The 12596-nt window shown below is 66.7% G+C and carries 9 protein-coding genes; all 9 read right to left on the reverse strand.

Annotation, left to right across the window (positions count from 1 at the left end):
* Positions 1–37: 37 nt before the first annotated feature.
* Positions 38–1246: an ABC transporter permease gene (locus tag DFR49_RS15160; RefSeq protein WP_119036570.1), complete on the reverse strand. Its 1209-nt coding sequence runs from the start codon at positions 1244–1246 to the stop codon at positions 38–40.
* Positions 1246–1968 carry an ABC transporter ATP-binding protein gene (locus DFR49_RS15165; RefSeq protein WP_119037234.1) on the reverse strand — a complete coding sequence of 241 codons (723 nt, stop codon included), beginning with the start codon at positions 1966–1968 and terminating at the stop codon, positions 1246–1248. The genes DFR49_RS15160 and DFR49_RS15165 overlap by 1 nt, the downstream gene beginning before the upstream one ends.
* A gap of 7 nt (positions 1969–1975) precedes the next feature.
* Positions 1976–3373, reverse strand: a complete 1398-nt coding sequence (locus DFR49_RS15170; RefSeq protein ID WP_119036571.1) for an efflux RND transporter periplasmic adaptor subunit — start codon at positions 3371–3373, stop codon at positions 1976–1978.
* A complete protein-coding gene (locus DFR49_RS15175) occupies positions 3373–4854 on the reverse strand; it encodes an efflux transporter outer membrane subunit (protein WP_211325938.1) in 1482 nt (493 codons plus the stop codon). Before DFR49_RS15175 ends, DFR49_RS15170 begins: the two co-directional genes overlap by 1 nt.
* A gap of 92 nt (positions 4855–4946) precedes the next feature.
* Positions 4947–7037, reverse strand: a complete 2091-nt coding sequence (locus tag DFR49_RS15180; protein ID WP_119036572.1) for an acetyl-CoA carboxylase biotin carboxylase subunit — start codon at positions 7035–7037, stop codon at positions 4947–4949.
* A 285-nt stretch (positions 7038–7322) separates the two neighbouring features.
* On the reverse strand, positions 7323–8327 hold the full coding sequence (bioB, locus tag DFR49_RS15185; RefSeq protein WP_119036573.1) for a biotin synthase BioB: 1005 nt from the start codon (positions 8325–8327) through the stop codon (positions 7323–7325).
* Positions 8324–9601 carry an O-acetylhomoserine aminocarboxypropyltransferase gene (locus DFR49_RS15190; protein ID WP_119036574.1) on the reverse strand — a complete coding sequence of 426 codons (1278 nt, stop codon included), beginning with the start codon at positions 9599–9601 and terminating at the stop codon, positions 8324–8326. Before DFR49_RS15190 ends, bioB begins: the two co-directional genes overlap by 4 nt.
* On the reverse strand, positions 9598–11742 hold the full coding sequence (gene scpA / locus DFR49_RS15195) for a methylmalonyl-CoA mutase (RefSeq protein WP_119036575.1): 2145 nt from the start codon (positions 11740–11742) through the stop codon (positions 9598–9600). Before scpA ends, DFR49_RS15190 begins: the two co-directional genes overlap by 4 nt.
* 67 nt (positions 11743–11809) lie before the next feature.
* Positions 11810–12595, reverse strand: coding sequence for an enoyl-CoA hydratase-related protein (locus DFR49_RS15200; RefSeq protein ID WP_119036576.1), 786 nt, complete (start codon positions 12593–12595; stop codon positions 11810–11812).
* Position 12596: the final 1 nt, after the last annotated feature.

Here is a 12596-nt window from a genome sequence, read left to right on the forward strand (position 1 = left end):
GTGGGGTGGGGGAGCGGGCCGGCGCCGCTCTTTCCCTCTATTCGTGCCGCAACGCATCGATCGGGTTGAGCGCGGCGGCGCGGCGGGCGGGGAAATAGCCGAACACCACCCCGATCACCGCCGAGATCGCGAACGCGATCAGGTTGATCCCCGGATAGAAGACGAAATCGACCTGCATCACCGGCGCGATCGCGACGATCGCGATCTGGGCGATGATGAGCCCGACGAGACCGCCAAGGCACGACAACACGATCGCCTCGACAAGGAATTGCAGCAACACCTCCCGCGCGACCGCGCCGATCGCCAGCCGGATGCCGATCTCGCGCGTCCGCTCGGTAACCGACACCAGCATGATGTTCATGATCCCGATCCCGCCGACGACGAGGCTGATCGCCGCGACCGCGGTGACGATGCCGGTGAGCAAGGTCGTCGTGCCGGTCAGCGTGTCCGAAATCTGCTTGGTGTCGAAGATGTTGAAATTGTCTTCCTCGCCCGGCCCGAGATTGCGGCGTTCGCGCAGCAGGCTGGTGAGCGACGCCTGGACCTGCGAGGTCTCGTATGCCTGATCGACCCCGACCAGCATCAGCCGGACATCCCGGCTGCCGGTAAAGCGGCGCTGGACGGCCTTGATCGGCATGATCACGACATCGTCCTGATCGCCACCGAAGCCCGCCTGCCCCTTGATCGTGAGTAGCCCGATCACGTCGCACGATACGTCGCCGACGCGGAAGCGCTTGCCGATCGGATCGGCACCCTTGAACAGGTTGGTGGAAACGGTGCCGCCGATGATGCACACCGCCTTGCCCGCTTCTTCCTCGGGCGCGTTGAAGGTGCGGCCCGCCTGGAGCGGCCAGGGCTGGACCTGGAAATAGGCGTCGGTGGTGCCGTTGATCGTCGTCGACCAGTTGTTGCCGTTATAGATCGCGGTGACGCTGGTCTGGGCCTGCGGCGCGACCGCGGTGACCCCGGTCACCTGCTTCTCGATCGCCTCGACGTCTTCGGGCTTGAACTCGGGCGGGCGCGGCCCGCCACCGCCCCGGCCGAACCCCTGCCCGGGCCGGACCTGAAGGATGTTGGTGCCGAGACTCGCGATCTGCTTCTGCACCGCGGCGGTGGTCGCGTTGCCCAGCGTCACCATCGTGACGACCGCGCCGACGCCGATGACGATCCCGAGGATGGTCAGGAACGAGCGCAGCAGATGGCGCCGGATCGATCGCAGCGCGAGGACGAAGGTGGTGCCCAGCATCAGTGCGCCCTCACCCGTTCGCCCTGCCGGTGGCGCGTATCCACGCTTTCGACCAGCCCGTCCTTGAAGTTGACGATCGTGCGCGCGAACGCCGCCATGTCGGGCTCGTGCGTCACCATCAGCACGGTGATCCCGCTCGTCTGGTTCAGATCGGTGAGCAATTCCATGATCTCGACCGAGCGCTCCGAATCGAGGTTGCCGGTCGGCTCGTCGGCGAGCAGCACGTCGGGGTGCGTCACGATCGCCCGCGCGATCGCGACCCGCTGCTGCTGCCCGCCCGAAAGCTCGGCCGGGCTATGGTCCCACCAGTCCTTGAGGCCCACCTTGTCGAGCGCCGCCATCGCCTGATCGCGGCGCGCGGCGCGCGCTTCGCCGCGATAGAGCAGCGGCAGTTCGACATTCTCGAGCGCGCTGGTGCGCGATAGCAGATTGAAGCCCTGGAACACGAAGCCGAGATACTTGCGGCGCAGCAGCGCGCGCTGATCGCGGTCGAGCCGTTCGATATGATGGCCACGGAACAGGAATTCGCCTTCGGTGGGCACGTCGAGGCAGCCGAGGATGTTCATCGTCGTCGACTTGCCCGATCCCGACGGCCCCATCACGGCGACGAAATCGCCTTGTTCGATGTCCAGGTCGACGCCCCTCAAGGCCTGGAACGCGGTCGGTCCGGTGCCGTAGACCTTGGTAACGCCGCGCAGGCGAATGATCGGCTCGCTCGCCATCGCAGGATCAGCCGCCGCGCGCCGCACTGCGATTGCCGCGCCGTTCACCGCCGCCGGAAACGCCTTCCTTGCCCGAAAGCTGGCCGACGATCACCTCCATGCCGGGCTTCAGGTCACCGCCCGTCACCACCGTCAGCGATCCGTTGCTCTTGCCGATCGTGATCTGGATCGGCCGGGGCGTTCCGTTATCGCCCTTCACATACACCGTCGCCTTGCCCGAATTGGTCAGGCTCTCGCCCGCGCCGTTGCCCACAGTGCGGCGGCGGCGGCTCGGCACCAGCGCGCTGGTGATGCCGCCGCTCTCCTTCGCAGCAGGGGTTGCAGCCGCCGGCGGCGAGAAGCGTAGCGCGGCGTTGGGGACGAGCAGCGCGTCTTTCTGTTCGGAGGTGATGATATCCGCGGTCGCGGTCATCCCCGGGCGCAGTTCCAGCGTCGGATTGCTGACCGACAGATCGGCGGCATAGGACACCACCTGCCCCGCCGAACTCGTCGTCGAACTGGTGGTCGAGGACGACGCATCCTGCACCGTCAGGTTGGAACCGAGATCGACGCGGGTGATCGCCGCGGGAAAGGTCTTGCCGGGGAAGGCATCGACGGTGAAGCTCGCGCGCTGGCCTTCCTTGATCTGGCCCACGTCCGCCTCGTCGACCGAGACTTCGAGCTTCATCTTCGACAGATCCTCGGCAATCACGAACAGCGTCGGCGTGTTGAACGACGCCGCAACCGTCTGACCGGGATCGACCTGCCGCGCGAGCACCACCCCCGTCACCGGCGATCGGATGATCGCGCGCTGACGCTGCGTCTGGTTCTGCGCGAGGCTCGCTTCGGACGACGCGACATTCGCCTGCGCGACCTTGAGCGCGCCCGATGCGCGGTCACGCTCGGCGATCGCGGCGTCCATCTCGGTCTTGGCGGGCACGCGCCCGTCCGACAGCCGGCTGACCTCCTGATAGCGCGCGAGCGTGGCGTTCGCCTGCGCGAGCGTCGCGCGCGCCTGCGCAACCGAGGCGGTGCTCGCGGCGAGTTGCGCGCGGCCCGCGCGGATCTGGTCGTCGATCTGTTCGGGATCGATCAGCGCCAGCGGCTGCCCCTTGGCGACGCGATCGTTGACGTCGACCATCACCTGCGTGACCAGCCCCGAAAGCTGCGATCCCACGGTGACCTGATTGACCGGCGCGAGCTTGCCCGTCGCCGACACGCTCGTCGTCAGCGCGCCGCGCGTCACCGGCTGCGTCGCATAGGATGGCCCGTCGCTCTTTTTCAGGAAATGCGCGGCGAGCACGATCAGCAGGATCGCGCCGAGCCCGAGCGCGGCCCACAAGACGCGGCCCCGCCACGCGGGCCGTTCTTTCACGCCGAGGAATTCCTCGTCACTTTGGGGGGTGGAGATATCCTGATCGGCCATCACTGTTCCTCAGCGGGCTGGAAGGTTGCGGGCGTATCGGGCGCGGTGGGCACGGTCGTGCTGTCCCAGCCGCCGCCCAGCGCCAGATAGAGCTGGATCAGCGCCGTCGCCTGATCGGCTTTGGCCTGCGTCAGCCCGTTGCGCGCCGAAAGGAGTTGGCTCTCGGCGGTGTTGAGCGTGGTGAAGTCGGTGAGCCCGGCGCGATACTGGCTGCGCGAGAGGATCGCCGAATTGTTCGCCGCGTCGAGCGCGATGGCATATTGCGCCGCGCGTTCCTTCGCGGTGTTCATCGCGACGACGGCATTCTCGATATCCTCGAGGCTGGTCAGCACCGTGCCCTTATACGCGGCAAACGCGGCCTCGGCCCCCGCCTCGTTCGAGCGCACCTGCGAGCGCAGCCGCCCGCCATCGAAGATCGTCTGGGCGAGATTCGCGAACAATTGCCCGCTGATCATGTCGAACAGATTGCCGATCGAGGTCGAATTTGACGACATGCTGCCGCCGATCGACAGCCCCGGATAGAGCTGCGCCTTGGCGATGCCGATCTGCTCGACCGATGCGGCGAGCGACCGTTCGGCCGCGCGCACGTCGGGCCGCTGGCGCAGCGTATCGGCGGGGATGCCGATCGCGACGTCGGACGCGGCAACGGGGATCGGCTTGACCGCTTCCATCTCCGCGCGCAGCGCCCCCGGCGCCTGCCCCGTCAGCACCCCCAGCCGCGCCACCGCCTGGCTATACGATTGCTCGATTCCGGGGACCGACGCGGCGGTCTGCGCACGGGCGGCACGCGCCTGTTCTTGATCGAGCGACGAGACCAATCCGGCCTGCACGCGGAACCCTGCGATTTCGAGATTGTCGTCCTGGATCGCCAGCGACTGGCGCGCATTGGCAAGCTGCGCCTGATAGCCGCGCGCGAGCACATAATTGCGCGCGATCTCGGCCTCGGTGGAAATCAGCACGGTCGCGTAATCGTAACCCGCGCCTTCATATTGCGCGCGGCTGGCGGCAACCGCGCGGCCGACCTCGCCGAACAGCCCGAGCTGGTACGACACATTGCCGCCGACCGAAAAACTGTCGCCCGAATTGCGCGAGATCGTGGTGACGGTGCCGTCGGGCAGCGTCACCGTATTGGCGCCCGCAACATCGATCGACCGCGAATAGCCGGCAGACCCCGACACCTGCGGCAACCATTGCGCGCGGGATTGGATCAGCCCCTCATGCGCCTGCCGCAGCCGCGACACCGCTTGTGCGACGTCGAGATTGTCGGCGCGCGCCTGTTCGATCAGTCGCGTCAGCAGCGGATCGTCGAACCGCGTCCACCATGTCGACAGATCCTCCTGCGCACGGGCATCGGCGGCAACCGAGAATTGATCGGGCACACCAAGCGCGCCCGACGACGCGGGGCGATAGGTCGGGCCGACGGCGCAGGCGGCAAGGCTCGCGGCCGGCACCATCAGCAGCAGGAAGCGCGATCGGGCCATACCGATCAAATGGCCGCCGCCCGGCCGGGCGTCCACCGATTTATTGTCGCAATTTGTATCGGTTCGCTCATGAACCGGCGAACGTTCGCGGCTTATTCCAGTTCCAGAATGACTTCGTCGACGGCCAGGCTGTCCCCCGCCTGAGCGTTGACCTTGGCGACAATCCCCGCCTTGTCGGCGCGCAGGATATTCTCCATTTTCATCGCCTCGACCACCGCGAGCGGCTGCCCCGGCTCGACATGATCGCCGGCGTCGACATCGAGCCGCACCAGCAGCCCCGGCATCGGGCAGAGCAGGAATTTGGAGAGATCGGGCGGCACCTTCTCGATCATATGCCTGGCATAAGGCGCGATCCGCGCCGGGAGGACGCGCACCGCGTGCGACGCGCCGCGCGTCGTCAGGCGGAAGCCGGCTCGGATCGCGGCGATGCGGATCGAAAGCGTAGAAGCGATATGGCGCTCGCCATCCTCATCTTCGCCGTCGCCAAGCAGATCGGCCTCGATCATCCGGTCACCGGGTGTGTATTCCATCGCCAGCGGCACGTCTTCGCCATCGACGGTGATGCCGTCTCCGGCCAGCGTGACCGCATGGTCGTCGCCGTCGATCGTCACCGTCCAGTCGCCCGGCGGCGACAGCGGCCGGCCAAGCTGGCCATCGATGCGGCGCGCGCGATCGGCGTGCGCGGTGGCGGCGAAGGCCGCGACGGCGGCCAGAGTGCGGATCAGCTCGGGGGACGCAGGCGCCCCGGTGAAGCCGTCGGGATATTCCTCGGCGATGAACCCGGTGGTGAGATTGCCCTCACGGAACCGCGGGTGCTGGACGAGCGCCGAGAGGAAATCGATATTGTGCCCCGGCCCCTCGATCTCGAACGCATCGAGCGCGGCGACCTGCGCATCGGCGGCTTCCTCGCGCGTCGGCGCCCAGGTGATCAGCTTGGCGATCATCGGATCGTAGAACATGCTGACCTCGCCGCCCTCTGCGACGCCATCATCGACGCGCACAACCACCTCGTCACCCCCGCGAAAGCGGGGGCCCATCTCCCCACCGTCGCGCTTGGCGGAACCACTGGGAGATGGGTCCCCGCTTTCGCGGGGATGACGGTCGGCTTCTACCGGCGGGTTGTAACGGATTAGCCGCCCGATGCTCGGCAGGAAGCCGCGATAGGGATCCTCGGCATAGACGCGCGTTTCGATCGCCCAGCCGTCGAGCGTCACATCGTCCTGCCCGAACGCCAGTTTCTCGCCCGCCGCGACGCGGATCATCTGCTCGACCAGGTCGAGCCCGGTGATCTCCTCGGTCACGGGATGCTCGACCTGGAGCCGGGTGTTCATCTCGAGGAAGTAGAAGCTCTCGCCACTGGTATCGGCGCCCGAGACGATCAGCTCGACCGTGCCCGCGCTGTAATAGCCCACCGCCTTGGCCAGCGCGACCGCCTGCTCGCCCATCGCCTTGCGCATCTTGGGCGTGACGAACGGCGACGGCGCTTCCTCGACCACCTTCTGGTGGCGGCGCTGGATCGAGCATTCGCGCTCGTGCAAGTAAACGACATTGCCATGCTGGTCGCCGAGCACCTGAATCTCGATATGGCGCGGGCTTTCGATGAACTTCTCGATGAACACGCGGTCGTCGCCGAAGCTGGCCAGCCCCTCGCGCACGTCCTGTTCGGACCACGCCAGCCGCATCCCCTTGCCGCCGCCGCCGGCCGAGGCCTTCATCATCACCGGAAAGCCGATGTCCTTGGCGATTGTCACCGCTTCCTCGGTATCGGCGATCTCGCCGAGATAGCCCGGCACGACGTTGACCCCCGCTTCCTTGGCGAGCTTCTTCGATTCGATCTTGTCGCCCATCGCGGCGATCGCCTTGGGCGGCGGCCCGATGAAGGCGATGCCGGCCTCGGCGCAGGCGCGCGCAAAACTCTCGCGTTCGGACAGGAAGCCGTAGCCGGGGTGGATCGCATCGGCCCCGGTTTCCTTCGCGGCCGCGAGGATCAGATCAGCCAGCAGATAGCTCTCGGCGGCAGGGGGTGGACCAAGCCGCACGCGCTCGTCGGCCATCAGCACATGCGGCGCGCGCGCATCGGCATCCGAATAGACCGCGACCGTGGCGATCCCCATCGCCTTGGCGGTGCGCATCACCCGACACGCGATCTCACCGCGATTGGCGACCAGGATTTTCTTGAACACCCTCTATCCTCTGCGATTATCTATTTGAGAAGCCAAAGCGTCAGGATTGCAGCTACCGTTCCAACACCGAACAGTATTCGTGAAAGCAACGGATGACGCTTTGTCCAAGAACCAAACCATCGCTGGCCGAGCCATGCACCAAGTCCAGCGGTCCCCCAATCTTCCATCAGTCGCACCTGTATTTGCCGTCATGCCGGACTTGATCCGGCATCCCGCTGCCTTCGCCACCGTCGACGAAGAAGCGGGACCCCGGCTCAAGGCCGGGGTAACGGGAGTGGCGCGAGATCACTCCGCCGCCTCACACGCCCGCATCGGCTCCTCGCCCGACAGCGGGGTCAGGCCCAATTTAGCGAACAAAGCTGCGTCCTTGTCGTCGCCGGCGTTGGCGGCGGTGAGCAGCTTGTCGCCGGTGAAAATCGAGTTGGCCCCGGCGAGGAAGCACAAGGCCTGCGTCGCCTCCGACATGCTCTCGCGGCCCGCGCTGAGGCGGACCATCGAGCGCGGCATCGTGATCCGCGCGACCGCCACCGTGCGGACGAACTCGATGTCGTCGATCTTGGCCATCGGTGTGTCGGCGAGCATGTCGCCAAGCGGCGTGCCCTTCACCGGCACCAGCGCGTTGACGGGCACGCTTTCGGGATGGCGCGGCAGCGTCGCCAGCGCGTGGACGAAACCGACGCGGTGGCCGCGCGTCTCGCCCATCCCGACGATCCCGCCCGAGCAGACGTTGATCCCCGCCTCGCGCACGTGGGCAAGCGTATCGATCCGCTCCTCGAAGGTCCGCGTGGTGATGACATTGGCGTAATTCTCGGGCGCGGTATCGATATTGTGGTTGTAATAATCGAGCCCCGCCGCCTTGAGTTGCGCGGCCTGATCGGGCGTGAGCATCCCCAGCGTCATGCAGGTTTCCATGCCCATCGCCGAGACGCCCTGCACGATCTCGACGATCGCGGGCATGTCGCGATCCTTGGGGTTGCGCCACGCCGCGCCCATGCAGAAGCGCTGCGAACCGGCATCCTTCGCCTGCGCCGCCGATTGCAGCACGCTGCGCACGTCCATCAATTTGGTCGCCTTGACGCCGCTCTCGGCACTCGCGGATTGCGAGCAATAGCCGCAATCCTCGGGGCACCCGCCGGTCTTGATCGAGAGCAAGGTGCATAATTGCACCTCGCCCGCGGCATGGTGCGCGCGGTGGACCTCGGCCGCGCGAAACACCAATTCGGTAAACGGCAGATCGAACAGCGCGGCGATCTCGTCGCGGGTCCAGTCGGTGCGGGGCTCGATGCTCACGCGGCCTCCAGTCCCTGCGCGAGATCGGCGATGATATCGTCGATATGTTCGATCCCCACCGACACGCGGACCACCTTCGGCCCCGCCCCGGCCAGTTCCTGCTCGTCGAGCGACAATTGCCGGTGCGTGGTCGAACTGGGATGGATAATCAGCGAACGCGTATCGCCCATATTGGCGACGTGGCTGAACAGCTTGACCGCGCTCACCAGCCGGACGCCCGCGTCATAGCCGCCCTTGAGCCCGAAGGTGAACACCGCGCCGCCCTTGCCGCCGAGGTATTTTCCGGCCAGCGCGTGATAGCGATCGCCGGGCAGGCCGGCGTATGACACCCACTCGACCTTGGGATGCTTCTGCAACCATTCCGCCAGCGCGAGCGCGTTGGCGCAATGCCGCTCCACGCGCAGGTGCAGCGTCTCCATGCCGGTCAGCGTCAGGAAGGCGTTCATCGGCGCCATCTGCGGGCCGAGATCGCGCATCCCCAGCGCGCGGCAGCCGAGGATGAAGGCGACGTTGCCGAACGCCTCGGTGAAAACCTTGCCGTGATACGAGGGGTTGGGTTCGCTGAGATACGGATATTTGCCCGCCTTCGCCCAATCGAAATTGCCCGAATCGACGATCACGCCGCCCACCGAATTACCATGCCCATTGAGGAATTTGGTGGTCGACTGGACGACGATGTCGGCACCGTGCTCGATCGGGCGGCACAGGATCGGGGTCGCCAGCGTGTTGTCAACGATCAGCGGCACGCCCGCATCGTGGGCGATCTTCGCCAGCGCCGCGAGATCGGAGATCACGCCACCGGGATTGGCGAGGCTTTCGACGAAAATGCAGCGCGTCTTGTCGGTGATCGCGGCGGCGACATTGGCGGGATCGTCGGTATCGACGAAGCTCGCATGCCAATCCATCTTGCGGAAGCTGTGCCCGATCTGGTTGAGCGACCCGCCATAAAGGCGCGTCGAGGCGACGATATGGCAACCCGGCTCCATCAGCGTGTGGAAGGCGAGGAACTGCGCAGCGTGCCCCGATGCGGTTGCCAGTGCCGCCACGCCGCCTTCGAGCGCGGCCATCTTGGCCTCCAGCGCGCCGTTGGTCGGGTTCATCAGCCGGGTGTAGATATTGCCCGGAATTTCGAGATCGAACAGTCCGGCGGCGTGATCGACATCATCGAATACGAACGACGTCGTCTGATAGATCGGCGTGACCCGCGCCTTGGTGGTGGGGTCGGCCTCGGTGCCCGCATGAACCGCCAGCGTGTCGATCCTCTGATCCGTCACTCGTCATCCTCCTTGTTCGGCGGCAGGTTGTGGCCAAGCAGCTTGAGCACCTCGCCCGCCGCCGCGACCAGATTGGTGCCGGGGCCGAAAATGGCCTGCACCCCTGCCTTGCGTAAGAATTCGTAATCCTGCGGCGGAATCACGCCCCCCGCGACGACCCTGATGTCCGCCCGGCCCGATTCCTTCAAGAGCGCGATCAATTCGGGGATCAGCGTCTTGTGCCCCGCCGCGAGGCTGGAGGCGCCGACGACATCGACCGATTCTTCCAGCGCGAGGTCGCGCGCCTCGGCAGGCGTCTGGAACAACGGCCCCGAAATCACCTCGAAACCCATGTCGGCGAAGGCGCTGGCGACGACGTTCGCGCCGCGATCGTGACCGTCCTGCCCCATCTTGGCGACGAGGATGCGCGGCTTCCTGCCCATCCGGCTCCCGACCGCGGCGATTCCCTCGACCGCGCGGTGCCAGCCGGCATCGTCCTCGTAGGCGGGGCCGTACACACCCGTGATCGGGGCGACTCCCACCGCGTGGCGCCCGAACACCGCCTCCATCGCCGCCGACATCTCGCCCAGCGTGCACCGCGCGCGCGCCGCTTCGACGCACAGCGCGAGGAGGTTGGCATCGCCGGTCGCGCCCCCTTGCAATGCCGCCAGCGCGGCCTGCGCTCTGCCCTCGTCGCGCTCGGCCTTGATCCGCTCGATCCGCCTGATCTGATCGGCGCGGACCTTGGCATTGTCGATATCGAGAATGTCGATCTCGTCCTCGTCCGCCAGCCGATATTTGTTGACGCCGACGATCACGTCCTCGCCCTTGTCGACCCGCGCCTGCCGCGCCGCCGCCGCGCGTTCGATATGCTGCTTGGGCAAACCCTTTTCGACCGCATGGGTCATCCCGCCCGCGGCTTCGACTTCCTCGATCAGCGCCCAGGCCTTGTCGGCGAGGTCCCTGGTCAGCGCCTCGACATAATAGCTGCCGCCCAGCGGATCGACGACATGCGTCATCCCGGTTTCTTCCTGGAGGATGAGCTGGGTGTTGCGCGCGATCCGTGCCGAGAAATCGGTCGGCAGCGCCACCGCCTCGTCGAGGCTGTTGGTGTGGAGCGATTGCGTGCCGCCGAAGGTCGCCGCCATCGCCTCGATCGTGGTGCGGACGACGTTGTTGTACGGGTCCTGCTCGGTCAGCGAGACGCCCGAGGTCTGGCAATGCGTGCGCAGCATCTGGCTGCGCGGGCTCGCGCCGAACCCGGCCATGATCCGCGACCACAAGGTGCGCGCCGCGCGCAGCTTCGCCACTTCCATGAAGAAGTTCATGCCGATGCCGAAGAAGAAGCTGAGCCGCCCGGCGAACGCATCCACTTCCAGCCCACGATCGAGCGCCGCGCGCACATAGGCCATGCCGTCGGCGAGCGTGAAGGCCAGCTCCTGCACCGCCGTCGCCCCGGCCTCGTGCATGTGATAGCCGCTGATCGAGATGCTGTTGAAGCGCGGCATGTGTTGGCTCGTATAGGCGATGATGTCCGCAACGATCCGCATCGATGGTTCGGGCGGATAGATATAGGTGTTGCGGACCATGAACTCCTTGAGGATGTCGTTCTGGATCGTGCCCGACAGCCGGTCCTGCGCGACCCCCTGTTCCTCGGCCGCGACGATGTAGAAAGCGAGGCACGGCAGCACCGCGCCGTTCATCGTCATCGACACGCTCATCTCGCCGAGCGGAATGCCGTCGAACAGGATCTTCATGTCGTCGATCGTGTCGATCGCGACGCCCGCCTTGCCGACATCGCCGGTGACGCGCGGGTGATCGCTGTCATAGCCGCGATGCGTCGCCAGATCGAACGCGACCGACAAGCCCTTCTGCCCGGCCGCCAGGTTACGGCGATAGAAGGCGTTCGATTCCTCGGCGGTCGAAAAGCCCGCATATTGCCGGATCGTCCACGGGCGCCCGGCGTACATCGTCGCCTTCACGCCGCGCGTATAAGGCGCGAAGCCCGGCAGGCCCGGCCAGGCATCGTCCGCGCACGCGTCCCCGGCGGTGTAAAGCGGCTTGACCGCGATCCCCTCGGGCGTGTGCCACGCGAGATCGGCGCCCTTTACTTCCTTGTCGGCAAGCGCCTGCCAGTCGGACAGGGTTGGTTTGTCGGTCATAATCTTTACGAACTCGCTTCCCCGGCGAAGGCCGGGGTCCAGTTGGAAAAGCGGCGGCAAGACACGCTCACGCTCCCCGAAACTCAGGCTTGCGCTTCTGGAGAAAGGCCATCCCGCCTTCGTTCGAATCGTGGGTGCCACGCGCGCGGCGCTGGTTCTCGGCCTCGCGCCGCATCGCGGCCGCATAGCCGTCCTCGAACCCCTGCTGCATCTGTTGCCGGATCAGCCCGAGCGCCACCGTCGGCCCCGCCGCCAGCCGCTCGGCAAGCGCCAGCGCCTCGGCATCGAGTGCGTCGTCGGCCACAACCTTGTGGATCAATCCCCAATCGAGCGCTTTTGCGGCGGAAATCCGCTCACCCAGCATCATCATCTCGGCGGCGCGCGCGCGCCCGATCAGCCGCGGCAGCATCCAGCTCGCGCCGCCATCCGGCACCAGCCCGATATTGACGAACGCCTGGAGGAAATAAGCGGTCTCGCTCGCGACGCAGAAATCGGCGGCGAGCGCGAGGCTGCACCCGATCCCCGCCACCGGCCCGCGCACCGCCGAGACGATCGGCACCGCGAGGCCGGCCAGCGTCTCCATCAGCGGATGGTAATGGTCGACGAGCGCCAGAAAGGTCGCTTCGCCGGGATTGTCGCCGCCGAGCGCCCCGCCCGCCACGTCGGCGCCCGAGCAAAAGCCCCGCCCCGCGCCCGCCAGCAGCACCGCGCGCGCGCCGCCCAGGTCGGCTAGCGCCGCCCTGATCTCGTCGAACATCGCCGGCGGCGCGGCGTTGAGCCGGTCGGGCCGGTTGAGCGTCACCACCAGCACGTCGCCGCGCCGCTCGGTCAGAATATGGTCGTAACCCGGCATC

This window comes from Hephaestia caeni (assembly GCF_003550065.1).
Lineage (GTDB): Bacteria > Pseudomonadota > Alphaproteobacteria > Sphingomonadales > Sphingomonadaceae > Sphingomonas > Sphingomonas caeni_A.